The sequence below is a fragment of the Thermoanaerobacter wiegelii Rt8.B1 genome (assembly GCF_000147695.2).
GTDB classification, from domain to species: domain Bacteria; phylum Bacillota; class Thermoanaerobacteria; order Thermoanaerobacterales; family Thermoanaerobacteraceae; genus Thermoanaerobacter; species Thermoanaerobacter ethanolicus.
The window spans coordinates 831,705-846,514 of the sequence record NC_015958.1; the positions used below are offsets into that span (position 1 = coordinate 831,705).

At 31.6% G+C, this 14,810-nt stretch carries 10 protein-coding genes and 1 pseudogene; all 11 read left to right on the plus strand.

Translation table 11 applies throughout. The features are described from left to right. The first annotated feature begins 1 nt into the window (after position 1). Positions 2–1,237: an ATP-dependent nuclease gene (locus THEWI_RS03965; RefSeq protein ID WP_483027930.1), complete on the plus strand. Its 1,236-nt coding sequence runs from the start codon at positions 2–4 to the stop codon at positions 1,235–1,237. Between the two features lie 194 nt (positions 1,238–1,431). Then, complete coding sequence (locus THEWI_RS03970; protein ID WP_014062532.1) at positions 1,432–1,725, plus strand: WYL domain-containing protein; 294 nt, start codon at positions 1,432–1,434, stop codon at positions 1,723–1,725. A 185-nt stretch (positions 1,726–1,910) separates the two neighbouring features. Beyond that, positions 1,911–3,140, plus strand: a complete 1,230-nt coding sequence (locus THEWI_RS03975; protein ID WP_014062533.1) for a UPF0236 family transposase-like protein — start codon at positions 1,911–1,913, stop codon at positions 3,138–3,140. Positions 3,141–3,432: 292 nt separating this feature from the next. Further along, the gene (locus tag THEWI_RS03980; RefSeq protein ID WP_014062534.1) at positions 3,433–4,293 is read left to right on the plus strand and encodes a Swt1 family HEPN domain-containing protein; all 861 of its coding nucleotides are present in this window, start codon (positions 3,433–3,435) and stop codon (positions 4,291–4,293) included. 292 nt (positions 4,294–4,585) lie between these two features. Then, the gene (locus THEWI_RS15230) at positions 4,586–6,442 is read left to right on the plus strand and encodes a flagellin (RefSeq protein WP_014062535.1); all 1,857 of its coding nucleotides are present in this window, start codon (positions 4,586–4,588) and stop codon (positions 6,440–6,442) included. 1,778 nt (positions 6,443–8,220) lie between these two features. After that, entirely contained in the window at positions 8,221–8,568 is a 348-nt protein-coding gene (locus THEWI_RS13635; protein ID WP_014062536.1) for a TM2 domain-containing protein, read from the plus strand. Positions 8,569–8,651: 83 nt separating this feature from the next. Further along, positions 8,652–8,819 (plus strand): annotated as a pseudogene (locus THEWI_RS15545) (transposase); the annotation flags it as partial. A 308-nt stretch (positions 8,820–9,127) separates the two neighbouring features. Then, positions 9,128–10,750 carry a MotA/TolQ/ExbB proton channel family protein gene (locus THEWI_RS03995; protein WP_014062537.1) on the plus strand — a complete coding sequence of 541 codons (1,623 nt, stop codon included), beginning with the start codon at positions 9,128–9,130 and terminating at the stop codon, positions 10,748–10,750. Next, positions 10,740–11,432: an OmpA family protein gene (locus tag THEWI_RS04000; RefSeq protein WP_014062538.1), complete on the plus strand. Its 693-nt coding sequence runs from the start codon at positions 10,740–10,742 to the stop codon at positions 11,430–11,432. The genes THEWI_RS03995 and THEWI_RS04000 overlap by 11 nt, the downstream gene beginning before the upstream one ends. Next, a complete protein-coding gene (locus THEWI_RS04005; RefSeq protein ID WP_014062539.1) occupies positions 11,429–12,607 on the plus strand; it encodes a hypothetical protein in 1,179 nt (392 codons plus the stop codon). The genes THEWI_RS04000 and THEWI_RS04005 overlap by 4 nt, the downstream gene beginning before the upstream one ends. Continuing rightward, the gene (locus THEWI_RS04010; RefSeq protein ID WP_244262319.1) at positions 12,604–14,682 is read left to right on the plus strand and encodes a DEAD/DEAH box helicase; all 2,079 of its coding nucleotides are present in this window, start codon (positions 12,604–12,606) and stop codon (positions 14,680–14,682) included. Before THEWI_RS04005 ends, THEWI_RS04010 begins: the two co-directional genes overlap by 4 nt. Positions 14,683–14,810 lie beyond the last annotated feature (128 nt).

Genomic DNA, 14,810 nt, shown 5'->3' on the forward strand with positions numbered 1-14,810 from the left:
TATCTATCCTCTCGACGGTAAAGATTTCCAAGAAATATCTTCTTTTATAAAAAAGCTATTTTTTGAAAAGAAGAAAAAAGAAATTTGGCATGAACCTCTTAATGAAAATGAAACAATTGAATCGCTTATAGAAAAGCAATTAAATGCTTATGAAATTGAAATAAATAAAAACGTAAACGAAGGTAATATAACTAAAAAAATTAAAGAATTTCTCCCTTCTTTAACAGAGATAGTTATTAATTCTGAATTTAAGCTACAAGATATTAATATTGATGTAAAAGTGAAATTCCTTGAAAATGATAAAGAGATTTTAGTCGATAAAAAAGGAGATGGTACTAAACGTAGAATAACAATGGCACTACTGGATTATAAAAACGAGATAGAATCTGAGAACGAGATGGGAAATAGCATATATTTATTCGATGAACCAGATACTCATTTACATGTTAGGGCTCAAAAAGATCTAATGAACATAATTCAAAAATTTAGTAAAACAGGTAAACAAGTAATAATTACTACTCATTCACCATTTATAATAAATTCCTGTAAACCTCAACAAATAAGGTTATTAACTAATACAAATAATACAAGTACTGTAAAATTTATAAAAAAAGATAAAGAAATAGACAGGTTATTAAGAAATATTGGGATCGAAAATACATATCTCTTTTTCGCAAAAAAAATTCTTATAGTGGAGGGTGAGACTGAAGAAAAATTTATCCCAATTATATTTGAAAGATTATTTAATTCGAACTTGTATAGTAATTTAATAAAAATAATTAATGTAATTGGTATAAAAAATGTTCCAGGATTTGCACGAGCACTTTTAGAGTTAATCAATAAAGATAATATTTATATGTTAGTTGATAATGACATTCAAGAGACAACTAGTAACTTGATAACGCAATTGGACTTGGATGAGGAACATATATTTAAAATTGGAAATAAGGAATTTGAGGATTCTTTTCAAGCCAGTACAATATATAGATGTTGGAAAAAATACGTTGAAGAAAGAGATAAAAAGACGGGAAATATGTGGGATGAAAAAAATATAGAAAAATTAAAATATGAATGCATTTTAAACGGAGAAAAATTTAGCAAAAAAATTAGAGAGTTAAATAAAGGTTGCACAATTAGGTTGAATAAGATTAGTTTAGGTATTGCTTTAGGAGAATATTGTGAAGAAGACGAGTTAGATATAAATTTAAGAGAATTATTATACAAATTAAAAAATTAATATGTTGGATTACACATAAACAGATCTATTTGATGAAAAGAGGGAATGTAAGTTATATGAATTGTTTTTAAATTTATTTGGATTTATAAAATATAAATGTAGGATATAAGTACAAACTACAACAGATTTTTAAAACTATAAAATATGGTTTTACATAAAAAGGGAAAAGGGCAAAAATATAAGGAGGTTTCAAAATGAGTTTTGACATTTGTAGTGCCATTAAAAATAGAGAAGTTATTCAATTTTATTATGAAGGCGGAATAAGAATAGTAGAACCATTTTGCTATGGAGAGAGCACAAAGGGAAATCTTGTCTTAAGAGGATATCAAGTAGATGGTTATAGTTCATCTGGAAATCCTATAGGTTGGAAGTTGTTCATAGTAGATAACATGCATAATATTTCTTTAACCGGCCGTAAATTTAGTGGCTTAAGACCTGATTATAATCCTAATGATAGAGGTATGGTTAGAATAATATGTAATGTTTAAATTTAACTTGTCCTTTTCCCTTAAATATGTTTTTGGATATGTGAATAAAATAAGCGCGAGAAGTTTGGCAGTGTAAAATTTAAGTAGGTGAAATGAAGCAGGAAAAAGGGGGTCAAATGTAGAAAAAAGACCTCACCACCAAAACACAATCAAAAACAAAAATGAAAAGGAAGGTGAGGTCTGATATGTTAGATATTCGACACATAGTGGGTGCAATCCTGCTTTTTGCTAATGGTTTAATAAAAATAATAAAAGAAAGCAAAGACTTTTATGAACTTGAAGAAGGTATACACGAGCTTACGCAGAGAATTTCCAATCAAATTTTTGCATGGGCTTTAGAAGAAATAGATACTCGTCTTATGAAGGAACGTGATCGTAACATATGGGAAGTAGTAGGATTTAGGGCGAAACAGGTTGTTAGTACATTTGGAGAATTTATATACAGGAGGCGTCTTTACAGAAATAAACAGACAGGAGAGACAAAGTTTTTGCTAGATGAGTTATTGGGTTGGCCATCCCATTCCCAAATAACGCCAAGGTTAAGAGAGATAGCTGTAAAACTAAGTACAGAAATGCCGTTTAGGCGCGCAGCAGAGATATTAAGTTATCTTTTTCCTGGCATTAGCCCAATGACAATTTGGAAAGCAGTACAGGAATTAGGGGAAATTTTAAAACAAGATAGTGAAGAAAGAAGGAAAGAAGTTTTTGAATATGGAGAGGTTCCTAAAGGAGAGAAGGTTACAAAGAGACTGTATATAGAAGGTGTAGAGAAAGTATACATAGGGGGAGACGGAGCAGAATGGCCAAAAGAGGGTTTAGAATATTTTCCTGCTGCAGAGTATAGACTAGATCCATATCATCTTAATAGACAATTAACAGAAGCACTTTGGTATGACGAAGAAACTTATGACAAAGTACGTGAAGCTATTTATCAAGGCGACTTACAAAAAACTGAGGGAACATTAAGGGAGGCGATAAAGAGAGCCAAAGGAGAACGTAAGAAAAAACTTACTAAGCTTTTAAAGTATTTGCTGGATAACTGGGGAGGTATAGTAAATTCTCCTGGAACAGAACGATTAGGAGCCATAGAAGGGCAAATACAGCACAATATAGCTAGAAGAATGAAGCGGCTTGGTTGTAGATGGACAATAGAAGGTGGAGACAGAATGTCTCGCGTATTAGCGGAAAAGGCAAATGGAGAATTAGAAAACTATACAATGCGTTGGCCTTTAAAGCAGGAGAAATTAAAAGAAGTAGTACAATCAAAAACAGGGAAGGATTATAAAGCTGAAGACATAGAGAAATGGTTAAAGGTGTCTCTGCCGATTTTAGAAGGTCCATTTGCAGGAAGACCATGGATAAAATATGTTTTAAAAGAGATAACACGAGCTAATGGTTTAGCAGTAAGTGTTTAAAGCAGAAAATTAATAGCCAGTATTTATCATTTAAAAAGTAATAAAAAATTAAGATGTTTGTTGTTTTCTTCCGGAGTAATAATTTAACATAAATAGAACATGTTTCATATTTAGTAAAGTGAATTACGTGTTGGTGGTGAGGTAAGTTAGGCAAAAAAATTTTTAAAAAATTTACCTACGAAAACTTGACACGGACGAGAAGTTTTTAACGATAGCTTTGAATATAGAATTCTGGCAAATATAAATTGTTTTAAAACATAAATGATATTGGATTAAAGGGGGGTAGGTACAAATGAGGGATTTAACATATGAATTGCCATTTAGTGAAAGTGAATTTCTAAAAAGAATAATTAATGAGCTAAAACGTAGAGGAAAGCATGAGATCGCCCGTTTTCTAAAAAATGCCAAAGTTTTTGTTAAAGTTCCTGGTACTTTTTCATATTATATTGGTGGTGGGAGATGGAATGCACTTGCTGCTTATATACAAATCTATGTAAGTCCTGATAACATTGAAATTTTAAATAAAGAAACAATAAAAAATGAAATAAAATCTATATGTGATTATGTTATTCCAGCTAACGTTGGTTATGATATTAAGGATGTTAGTTTTTATCCAGATTATTCAATAGAGCATGAGTTAAAAGAAGATTTAGTAGAAGACTTAGTTAAGACTTCAAAGAGTTTAGCAAAAGGAATAATAGAAATACTTCCTCCGGAACTTATAAATAAGGCATTAGAGATGTCCGAGGCTTATATTTATATGTACGTTATAGAAAACACCTTACGACTTTTTATTGAAAAAATATGTATTGATAAATATGGGGAGAACTTTTTTAACTTCATCAAAAAAACAAAAGCTATCATTGATAAGGTGGAGCAACGTAAAAAAGATATAGAATCAAAGAAATGGTTAAGCTTTAATGAGAATTCAGACATATTTTATTTGGATTTTAAGGAATTAGGAGATATTATAAGAGAAAACTGGGATGATTTTAAATCTCATTTTCCAAATCAAGATTTTATTCTTCCTAAGATCAAGGAAATTGCTGACGTAAGAAATCTTATAGCTCATAATAGTTATATAGGCAGTAAAGAACGTACTATGCTTAAGTTATATTATGAAATGATACTTGAACAGATAGGTCAACTGTAGATACTTTGTGGATGTTACCGATTTGTTAATTATTGTAAAAACCTGTAGCCATGTTCATATCCAGAAATGAAGTTTGCTTTTTTAAATGAACCTTAGATGTGAGTGTGTGTAAATTGATCTTAATTTTTCAGCCAGCTAGGTATTATTGATTATGATATGTTATATTCGCTGTTTAAAGAAACACATACTTGATCAATATTGCAATACCATGAATTTTTTAAAATAGCATTAAAAAAATTAAATAAATGACGATAATAAATATGGTAACTATTCTAACAGGGGTGCAATATTAATGAGGGTTTCTCATAATTTGATGGTATTAAATACATTAGAGAATATCAGAAAAAATAACAAAATTACTTTAAAATCTATAGAAAAACTTTCATCCGGTCTTAGAATAAATAAAGCTGCCGATGATGCAGCTGGCTTAAGTATTTCTGAAAAAATGAGAGCTCAAATTAGAGGGCTAAGACAGGCAGAAAGAAACGTACAAGACGGTATTTCTTTAATACAAACAGCAGATGCAGGTCTTAGTAGTATATTGGAACCACCACTTCAAAGGATGAGGGAATTAGCAATACAAGCAATGAACGACACATTAACAGATGAAGATCGCCAAAAAATTCAGCTTGAAATAGAGCAGATGAAAAGTGCTATTGATGATATTGCAAATAATACTGAATTTAATGGCATAAAATTGCTTAATGGTAATTTAAGATCAGTAATACCCCAAATACCATTATCGATAGAGTGGGAAAAATCTTTCTCTACCGATAAACTAATAAATTCAATTATTGCTACTAATGATGGTGGTTTCATAGTTGGTGGTGCTAGTCATAAATGGGAACCTGAGGAAAGCCGATTTTGGATTTCTAAAATTGACTCAGAAGGTAATATTGAATGGGAAATAGAACTGCCTAAACAAAATAATTATAACTATATTTATGATATAGAAAAAATCAGTGATGGAAATTTCGTTGCAACTGCTCGAAGTAATAAATATATAAATGGTGAATATGGAGAAAACCAGCCCATTGTATTTAAATTTGATTCATCTGGGAATATAATAAAACAATATACATTTGCAGGAACAAATTCATATTTATTAGCTATTACACAAACAATTAATGGTAACATAATTGCAACAGGTTCAGCTAACGAATTACTAATTATGAAATTTGATCAAAATTTAAACTTTATCGAAAATAGATTTTGGCAGTTTCCTAACCCAGCTGATTGTCACTTTAAAGGAGGTTATGACATAAAGCCAACAAAAGATGGTGGATTTGTAATAGTAGGATTGGAAGCATTAGAAGATGGTGGACGAAGGGGATTCATAGCAAAGTTCGATATTAATTTAAATATGGAATGGGAACAAAAAATTCAGGATGAGGAATTATCTTCAGTAGTGCAATTAGATAATGAAAATTATCTAGTCTTAGGTGAAAATGGTTTGTATAAGATAGATTCATGGGGAAACATTAATATACTTAATGATATGATAAAGTATTGGAATACTAACACTGGTATTAAAAACGCAAATAATATATTTTTAAAATTAGATAATAACAATTATGTTGTATGTTCAAACTCTAAAGTATACAAAATTAACAATAATGGAGACGAAATATGGAGCTTGAATTTACCTATATCAATGCCTGAAATCAAGGGGATTGCTCAAATAGATGATGGTGGGTTTGTCGTAGTAGAAAATGATTATAGCATAATAAAGTTTGCGCCTGAGAATCCAATCACAAAGAATGGTATTTTTCTTCAAATAGGTCCAAATTCGAACGAAAATTTGAACATAACTATTGAAAATTGTAGTACTCGTGGGTTAGGAATAAAAGAAATTAATGTAACAACTAGAGATATAGAAAATGCTATTTTAGCAATTGATTCGGCCATAGAAAAAGTTACATCAGAACGTTCAAAACTTGGAGCATATCAGAATGCTTTAGAACATGTATACAATAACCTACTAAACTACGAAGAAAATCTTATGGCATCGGAAAGTAGAATTAGAGATGCTGATATAGCAAAAGAAATAATGAATTTTGTAAAGGGTAATATATTACATCATACATCACAGGTGGTTTTAGCACAAGCAAATCAAACTCCAGAAACAGTTATTCAATTATTGAAATAGGTGTTTGTGATAAGGTGCCTATTTTGCTATAATTTCTTAGACACCGGATAGCATATCTGATATACATATATATATAAATATAACAGCAGTTGCTGTGATAATTGCTGAAATAGGGACAGATAGCACTTGTATAGTTTTTATTGCTTTTTTCTGGCTGGAAGGTTAAGTATATGTTATTGCCAATGTTCAAAATTTTCTTTTTAAATAGTCTATTTTTTGTGTTAACCGTCCATGCTTAACAAAGCATAATCAGGAATGAAAATTAAGTTTATAAATCTATCTTTGTGTTAATAGCATTCAATCTAATGAAATTAATACTTTTTTAGGTGCATTAGAGGATTTAGGAAGAAACGGATACTCCAATAGAAAAATAATTATAATCCCACCTCCCCAATGAATTTGAAAAATGGATTTCCATTTAATCTTGAAAATTTAAGTGTTTTCAAAGATGAGATTCATCCAATTGTGAATTAAGAGCATTTCATTTCTTAAAACTTCGATTATACTAGACCTTACAGTAAGCGCAAAAAATAATAATTTTTAATGAAAATAAAATTTTTACTGAAAATTAGATGCGAAATCTCTGTTTATTACTATGGTCATTTTACTTGTTCTTAATTTTCTTAGGAAATTTCTCGAATCTTACTTGGAATTCCGAAGATCAAGTATACGATCTTGGGGAAAAACTAAATATACCTTTTGATTCACCTGAAACAATGATAGAGATTCAAAAATTTGCTGATGCTGATTCACATCTTCAAAATCTAAACACGATGTTGTATCATCACGATTTTGTATCTAATGCTTAAAGAATTGTAAATTTAGCGTTGGATGCGATTAAAAACAAAGATAAGGAACCTTATGATTCACTTTGTAGATAATTAAAAAGTGTTAGCAAGAGTATGATGGAATTCTAGAGCTCCGCAAGCTTTGGCTGATTTATATTGCTCTCATTCCAAATTTTGTTTTAGAATTTTCTAAAACAAATCTATTTTTTTATAAGGTAATTTTACCTTATATGCTTACATGATATTATATGACTTTCTTTTTATTAGTCTGGTTCAACCTTAGAAACATACAACTTTTAATAGCTGGTGTAGGTTGCTTTCTTAATTTTTTGGTTTTTGGTGCTAATGGTTTTGCGATTCATGTTTCAAAAGCTCAAATCTTGCGGGATAATGCTTACGGACATTCATGCCATCTATCAAAAATTGATCCAAGGAGTTGATTCAAACCACGTTATTGCACATAACCAACGTGTTTATTGTCCTTGTTTTACATTGGTTATATTTCTGGTTTTTGTGACTTTGTTTCTATGCTGTAAGTGGTAAAATAAAATGGAGAGATTTCGGAAGTTAAAAATCCTGAAAAAATACCAAAAATATATTACTCTTTAGCTACAAAGACTATTGGGATAGAAAGGAATGTTAACAATGAGTCAGATTAAGTATATAAGAAAATTGTATTACAGTAAAAGTGAAAGAAATTGAAAGAGAAAAAGAGTGAGTATTTGTAAGGTTTTAAAGGTATTTTAGCAAACAGGATTATTCTTGTTTTTATTTTTGTCGATATATGTCGAAATATTTTTAATGTTTATGTTGGATTTTTAGGAAATGAAATGGTAAAATGAAAGCAGGATGAAAAATTTTAGTTAACTAATATAAAAGTTTTTTAACAATTCATAAAAATCAATAGCTTACTTCGAGGGAGTGTGTTTTAGTTTTAGTTTACATCTAAATAAAATAAGATAGTACTCGTTAAAAAGGAGGAACAATTTTGTGAAACGTGGCAAATCAAAAACAGTTGGTTATATTTTAGCGCTCTTTTTTGGTGGTTTAGGTGCTCATCTTTTTTATTACGGTAAGTATTTAAGAGGCATCCTTTATTTAGCGTTTAGTTGGACAGGTATTCCTATATTATTGGGATGGATAGACATGTTCTTCATTCATAAATGGCATCAGCAATATCTAGAAAGTCAAGAGATCTCTTCAGAATCTTTGCAGGAAAATCCACTTCAATCAATCACCTCACGAGTGGAGAAAACTGAACCCAAAAAAGTCGAATCTGAAAAATCAGTTTTATTACAGACCGGTTATCGAAATATCTTTCCACTGGTGTTAGTATAATATTATAGACACTTTAACTCGAACAGGATAAAATAAAAATAAAAGAGAGGAAGTGCCTATAAAAGCCAAGAGGACAAAGAAAATACAATGATGAATTCAAGAATACTATAGTAGAGTTGTATAACTCTTGCAAAAGTCTAGCAGAGCTTTCAAGCGAATATGGCATCTCAAAATCCACAATATCAGGCTGGTTGAAGAAAGCAAAACCAATAAATATAGACAACAAAGGCACAACAATTACAGCAGCATAATATCAAGCTATGTTAAAGAAGATGGCAAGGCTTGAAGAGGAGAATGAAATATTAAAAAAAGCCATGGCCATATTCGCAAAGGAGTAAGCTCTATATTTGAGCTTATTGAGGAAAATAAAAATTAAATTAATGTGTAAAGTTTTAAAAGTTTCAAGGAGCTCCTATTATAAGTATCTTCATGTAGTATAGGATATATGACTCCGCAACAATTTGAGGATTTAATTAAAAAGTCAGCATAAAAATTTCGAGTTTTTGTGTCTACTATATTGACATAAATCCAAATCAAAATATGAAAGGGGTGTAATTTTTTGATTTTTAAAGAAATTACACTTTTTATAATAAGATTAATCCCAGATTTTAATGATATTTTTTGCTTCGGTATTATTCTCTTAGCTGTATTTGTTTTCTTTTTAGCCCACCGAAAACCTAAACAATATACTAGACTTGTCGATTTATATATAGAAAAAATCCACAACATACCAGATAAAGATATCTTACTAAGGGAACTGATTGAGCTGACAGATGAAATAATAGAAAAAGAGAAAAATGACAAATACATAACTGGATTACTTGAAAAGTTTAAAAACAGGTGCTATAGTGGCAATATAAAAAATGCTGTGGATGTTTTGGATTATACGGCTTTGGTTGAAATTCCTGGTAAGCGAAAGGTATTTGACATGATGCCAGGTGTATTTACAGGTCTTGGTATTTTAGGTACTTTTGCTGGACTTGTTTTGGGTTTAAGTGATCTTAACTTTTCGGGTAGTACTCAGGCATTGGAGCAAGGGATAAACAACTTAATATCAGGAATGTATCTGGCTTTTCTTACATCAATAGCAGGCCTTGTTTCTTCTTTGGGATGGTCTTATTTTGACAGGAAACGGCTTCATAATTATAGAGAAAAGATCCATTCTTTTCATTCCTCGTACAAAAAAGTGTTTGCACAAGAGGAAATAGACGATTATCTCAAAGACATAAGAGAGATTCAGGAAGAGCAAAAGACATATATGCAAAAATTTGTATCCGATTTATCCCTGGAGCTTAGCAATATGTTGTCGAATATACTGGAACAAAGGATATTCCCTGAGTTCGCCAATATTATAAATCAACAGGTTACATCTAAGATCGTGGAATCCTTTGACAATACGATTGGAGAGATTAGGCAGTCCACTGAGAGCTCAAAACAGATGATTGAGAGATTTGCTAATCTGGCATACGATAACCAGTTAGAAGGAGTTCAAAGAATTGTTAATAAGTTTATAGAAAGTATGGATCTGTCATTAAAAGGGAAATTTGCGGATTTGGGCGAGTCCATTGGCGAGATGATAAAGTGGCAGCAAATGGTTAAAGAAGGTATGAATGAACTTATAGAAAAATTGTCGAATAACATACTGAATTTACAGGATGTTAATAAAGCTATTGAAAACACAATTATAAATTTCTCTGATTACTTTGATAATGTCAATGCGGCTAATAACCATCTGGTTGAGAATATATCAAAGTTAGAATCCGTCTCTTTAAACATAAATGGACTTATTGAAGACATGTCAAAAATGATAAAAGATATCAACGAGCAAAAGGATTTATTGTTAAAAGATAAGACAGAACATATTCAAATAATATCTAGATACATATTGGAGATCAACGAAAAATTCAGCTTGCTTGAAAAGAGTTATGCCAATATAAGTAAGGATATTGATATCTTAAACAACAGCCTCAAACAATCTATGGAAGAGTTTGCTAATAAAACTCATGAAGGGCTTAAGCGGAGCTTATCTTTATTTGATGAAGAGCTTGCCAGCATAACAAGCTATCTAAATTCGACATTAAGCGAAATTGAAGAAGCTGTAGATGAATTACCGAAGGTGATTATTGAATTTAAGAATACCTTGAGAAGCGAAGAGAAGGAGATGCAGACCATTGAAGGATGAGAACAAAGTACACGATTACTGGCAGTCTTATTCAGATTTGATGGCTGCATTGCTTTTGATGTTTGCCCTTTTAATTGTCATTATGATTTATAAATATGCCGCCATTGCTGCTGAACTCAGTTTGCAGAAGGCAAAGGTTGATGACTTAATTGGCGTGAGGGCTCGTATAATAGATCAGCTTTTAAAGGAGTTTAGCAATTCAGATATGACGCTTAACATAGATCCTCAAACGGGAGCTATAAGCTTTAGCGAAGGTGTATTCTTTGATAAGGATAAGTTTGAGTTAAAAGAGGAAGGCAAAAGGTATTTAAATGAATTTATCCCCAGGTACTTATCGATACTCATGGATCCTCGGTTTAAAAAGTACATATCACAGATAATTGTAGAGGGCCATACCGATGATACTGGTGATTATATGTACAATCTGGAGCTCTCTCAGAAGAGGGCGTTTGAGGTTGTCAGATATATATTGCAATCTAATATAAAAGGCATTGATTCTAAAACAAAAGCAGATTTGATGTCATATATAACGGCCAATGGCCGTTCGTACAGCCAGCTGATCATTGAAAACGGGAAAGTAAACAGGCAGAAATCCAGAAGGGTAGAATTTAAATTTCGCTTAAAAGAAGAGGAAATGATAATGGAGATGCAAAAAATCCTCAGGAAGGGATCTGTAAAGTGAGCACACGTGAATTCGTATATATTCCTCATAAATTGCTTGAAATTAAAAATCGTATAATATCGAATAGTTCAAATAAGGCAATAACTTTTGAAAAAAATAATGATGAAGAAGAAAGGCTCATGTTGCTGCAAAAAATAGTTAAGACGCCATTTAAAGATATTCGCGATCTGGCGTTTTCGCTAAAAAATAGTGAATTGTACCTGTTGATTCATTATTTTGCTGCTGCTGATTTTAACATCGATCCCAACAAGATTTATGAAATTATAAGATTGAGGTTTAAAAAGAAATTCGCCGCTTTGCTCTGGGAACAGTATCAGAATAATTATTACAATAAGATGTATGTGTATTATTTTACGAAATTTTGCAATGAATTTAAAGAAGTTTTTGTAGAGCTGTTTAAAGATGAAAAAATATTGCAGTTTATTAAAGTAATGATAGTTAATGATGACGTAATTAAGTCTATTTGTGTTCACATAAGTAAAACTAAACTAAATATAGATAAATTTTTTAATACCTTAAAAATTAGTGAAAAATCAAAATTGGGAATGAACATAAAAAAATATTTTTATCTTTATTGCGATAAAGAAACTTATATGAGCAGCGATCCGAAAGTAATTTTAAATGCGGTAAAAATGTACAATCAGAATGAATTGTTGAGGTTTATTGAAAATTATGTGGGTAATATACCATTTTCTGAGCTTAACTATGATATAATGGAATATATATTAGAAAGCAAAAACATACCTGAAAGTAGGGAAAAAGACTTCTTCTGGAAAGATGTCTCTGAGCCGGTATGGAGCAAGTGCAGAAAATGGTTTTTAGATAATTTGATGAAAAAGCATCTTGATAGGCGAAGGTATAATTTCTGGACAAAATATATTGATTATATTAAGAACTTTGTTGTGGTTAAAAAGAATAACCGCAATCAAATAATTTATTTTATATATTTCGATAAATTTGTAGTAGTTGAATTCGAACCCATTGGTGCCGCCTATATATATAAAACAGACGTATTTAAGCGCCGATTTGGCGCGTTTGCCAGTGAAGACAGTTCTAAAAGTGATAGCTTTTTTAAAGATGAGAGCATTGCTATTACTAGGATAATACACGGAGGAAGATGGGAATTCAGAGCTTATAATACTGTACGACAGCTGCTGAAGGGTGATTGGAATTGATAAAGATTTCAAAAGACTTATCAGATAGGGGTATTAAAATTGCTTGTCATGTTTTAAAAAAGAGAAAGCCTGTTGAAATAAAAATACCGCTTTTTTTAAACCCAGTAGAATGGCTAAAGGATATCTTGCCTGATGAAATGGAGGCATTAAATGTACTTGAAGGCTTGTGGCAGGAAGGTATTTTGCAGGAAGAAAACAATTTTTATGTGATACCTTATGAATTTTTATACAATATCGCTGAAGATCAGAGGTGTATACTTTGCCTTCCTGTTGAAGATAATTCGATAAAAGTCCATATAAAAGCGAAAGGAATCCTTGGCAGTAGTGATTTTGCGTTGATACCTGACATATACATAAAAGATGAGAAGATGGGGCCTCTGGATAGAAGAATTAAAAATGTAGTGTCCCACAACGGCAGCCTTTATTTAATACCATTAAATCTTTACAGCCTTTTAAATGAAATAGATGCGTATAAGCCCACTGCTGACCCTCTATTGCAGGCGAAGATTATCGCAAAAGTTAAATATAAAGCTAAGTCGGCTAATGTGACTTTTGATAAATTTTTGGAAAGCGAAGAAGTGTACTATTCTGAAAAACTGGATGTGGATATAGTTAAGCACAGCGACGATCATATCCAAATTGTACCGGTTTTAGGCAATGAAATTGATAGTTTATTAAAAGATAGCAAAGATAAGGTCTTAAAACAGCATAATACTTTGTATGGTGAAGGTATAAAGAGGAAAAGAATTTTTTTGGAAGATAGAGTCGTACAAAATTATAATAAAATTCTTAGACAGGGGCATCTTAAAGGGACTCAGATACCCAGGTTTTTGACCGACCCATATTCTATTTTACCTGAAAATATAGATTTGTCTAATTTCAGTAAAAGGGTAAAAGAACTCGGACTTAAGGTCTATAGGGCTAATCCGTATATTAATATAAAAAGAGATAAAAATTCCGGGTGGTTTGATTTTGAGATAGGTGGGATCATACATGAAGATACCGGTTTTGGTCTTGATGAAGATGGTGATTATACACGGAAAAACGAACTGAAAGATAATGCTAAGATCGATGTGGAGGAGTATAGGCACCTGGTTCAAAAAGCTGTTGAGAGCGGAGAAGATTATGTAAATTATAAAGGCAACTGGATAAAAATTGATAGAGAGCAGGCTAGCAGATTTTTAAATATAGTTGATAATGAGCAATTCAGGAAAACACAGAGGATAGATATTACACGATTGCCTTATGTTTTGAAAATATATGAAAACATAGAGAATCTGGAGTATAACGAAACGGCGTTAAGCTTGAAAAAACAGCTTACAGGTAATTTTAGCATAAGCGACTTTAGATATCCTATGTATTTAAAAAATTGCCAGCTGTACGAGCATCAAAAGGAAGGATTTTTATGGTTTAAGGGCCTGTACGAAAATCACATGGGTGGGCTGCTCGCTGATGATATGGGTTTGGGAAAAACTTTACAGATAATTAGTTTCTTGTGTTATCTAAAAGAATGTAATGAAATTAAACCTACGCTAATCATAGCTCCATATACTTTGTTAGATGTATGGGAGAGCGAAATACGTAAGTTCTCTGAAATTACTTCTGTATATAGGCATACAGGTTACAAAAGGTATAAAACACCCGAGCTTCTTAAAAATTATGAAATCACGTTGACCACTTACGAGACGCTTGTTAGAGATCAATTGCTGTTAGGGCAAATAGATTGGCAGGCAGTTGTTTGCGATGAGGCACAGAAAATAAAAAACAGCACAACTTTGACTACATCGGCTGTTAAGGCCTTAAAAGCCAGAATCAAGATAGCTATGACCGGGACTCCTGTGGAAAACAATCTAGGTGAGCTATGGTGTATAATAGATTATGTGCAACCTGGTCTTTTATCTAGTTATCATGAGTTTAGAAAGACGTATCAAATACCTATAGAGGATGCTATAAGCAATAGAAGTGAAGCATACGTAGAAGTAAAGAACAAACTATTGAACACGATAAGACCTGTGTACCTGAGGAGAGTAAAAGATGGCATTTTATCACTTCCTGCAAAGAACGAGTTTTTTTAGAAGTAGAACTTACAGCATTGCAAGAAAAAGTCTATTGTCAATTGATAGAAGATTATAAAAATAAGGGGAAAAGTGAATCACCCCTTGGTGTATTGCAAAAGTTGATGGAATTGTGCGCCCATCCACGC

Excerpts from the sequence above, each read along its gene's own strand:
- THEWI_RS03970 (WP_014062532.1), top strand. The coding sequence starts at position 1,432 with ATGAGTTTTGACATTTGTAGTGCCATTAAAAATAGAGAAGTTATTCAA.
- THEWI_RS15230 (WP_014062535.1), top strand. The coding sequence starts at position 4,586 with ATGAGGGTTTCTCATAATTTGATGGTATTAAATACATTAGAGAATATC.
- THEWI_RS03980 (WP_014062534.1), top strand. The coding sequence starts at position 3,433 with ATGAGGGATTTAACATATGAATTGCCATTTAGTGAAAGTGAATTTCTA.
- THEWI_RS03975 (WP_014062533.1), top strand. The coding sequence starts at position 1,911 with ATGTTAGATATTCGACACATAGTGGGTGCAATCCTGCTTTTTGCTAAT.